The 214-nt window shown below is 42.5% G+C and carries 1 protein-coding gene; it reads left to right on the forward strand.

Translation table 11 applies throughout. The features are described from left to right. A partial coding sequence (locus CBI42_RS12985; protein ID WP_179211457.1) for a hypothetical protein occupies window positions 1–214 on the forward strand: 214 nt, incomplete at both ends.

The following is a 214-nucleotide window of genomic DNA, read 5'->3' on the forward strand; positions in this document are numbered from 1 at the left end:
AAAATCATTGCGGATAGCCAAGCAGAATTAGATGCCCAGAAACTTCACGCAAGGAAAACAGCCGCTTATTATCGCCGAACATTGACTACCCTTAAGTGGGCTCAAAAAGGATTTAACGAAGTTTCAAAATTGACCATGCCAATCACATATGGTGCTGGAGCCGCTCTTTTGTACGCTGCAAAAAAAGCAATGGACTACAAGAGTCAAATGATGG

The organism is Streptococcus sp. KR (genome assembly GCF_002238115.1).
Taxonomy (GTDB): Bacteria; Bacillota; Bacilli; order Lactobacillales; family Streptococcaceae; genus Streptococcus.